This is a genomic window from Oleiphilus sp. HI0086, from assembly GCF_001635225.1.
The window spans coordinates 1-1,183 of sequence record NZ_LWFZ01001419.1; the positions used below are offsets into that span (position 1 = coordinate 1).

General features: G+C 39.6%; 2 protein-coding genes. Both read left to right on the top strand.

Translation table 11 applies throughout. From position 1 onward, the window contains the following. Window positions 1–373 (top strand): hypothetical protein (locus tag A3756_RS28280; protein WP_197481514.1); only part of this gene is annotated, 373 nt, incomplete at its 5' end. A gap of 46 nt (window positions 374–419) precedes the next feature. Continuing rightward, window positions 420–662: a hypothetical protein gene (locus A3756_RS24195; RefSeq protein WP_156490373.1), complete on the top strand. Its 243-nt coding sequence runs from the start codon at window positions 420–422 to the stop codon at window positions 660–662. Window positions 663–1,183: the final 521 nt, after the last annotated feature.

Genomic DNA, 1,183 nt, shown 5'->3' on the forward strand with positions numbered 1-1,183 from the left:
TGACACTACGTTAGGTGTTAATCAAAGAGAGCTTTACCAAGCAAAGGTCTATCTGAGTGATAATGATATTATTGAGATTGATAATGATCTGGAGTTGTTCACTATCCAGTGTTCTTTCCCAATGGCATTGGGAGCAGATTATGGGTGTAGTGAATTCGCTTCATTTGAAAGTGTATATGCAAAGGATAATTTGAACCAATTTTCTACAACAAGTATTCCTTTAAATAAGCCTGAAGGTATCCAAAATCATGTTGTCGATGCAACGGATTTTCTGGATATTATTCCAAAAGATGCCAATGTTATAATAGAGACCTGCTTGATATCTGAGCCTGACAATTGTGCAGAGGCATCTGTTGCAATTGAGTTATACTAGCCAAACATCCCTGATGCATAATAGAAAAAAAATGAAGGCAGTTTTTTTGAAAAGACCTATAGAGATTCCTTTCTGTGAAGACATAGATGGTTTAACCGATGCTGTAGAACTCATGCTGGACCTAGTTCAAACCAACATTGATAAAGGGTTCATCCTGGATATAGACGCTGTTTTCGAATATGCGCAAGATGGTTTTACTCTGGTTACCTTTAACCTTTTAGTTAAGAATCTCAATAAAACGCTTTCCGATCAGGCAAGGGCAGTCACTCAAACTTTCACTGTGCATTAATTTAACCTGGTCAGCTGTCTGGAACCCGTGTCTTCTGCGTCGAAATTAGATCATTATAGAGAGCTCGCGGGACCAATTATTCATGCAGTTATCCTCGAAACGGGGAAAAATGATGTGAAGCTGATACGGAAAAAACTAAACCAGGCTTACCCATTTGAAGCTAGGTGTGGACAGGCTTATCGAGCCTGGTTATCAGAAGTACATTCCCAACTTGGCTTTACCTTACGAAGAAAAAACAGTTCAGAAAAACAATTAGACCTGTTCGATCAACCTTAATTATTCTTCTTCGACGGCCTCTNGAACGGATTCAACAGAAGCTGTAGCTAAGCCATCAACATTGACTGAGAAGTTGGGTTTCCCTAGTGAAAGCGCTGCCCCTATAAAAGTATTCCCAATCGCGGTCAATTTCTCTTCATGATCCTCAACACCTAACTGATCACACAAATCAGCGACACCATTAGCAAACTCTTGCAGTTTATCTTCTGCCAGACCTGTCATAGATATTCCTTTAGTACGATTCT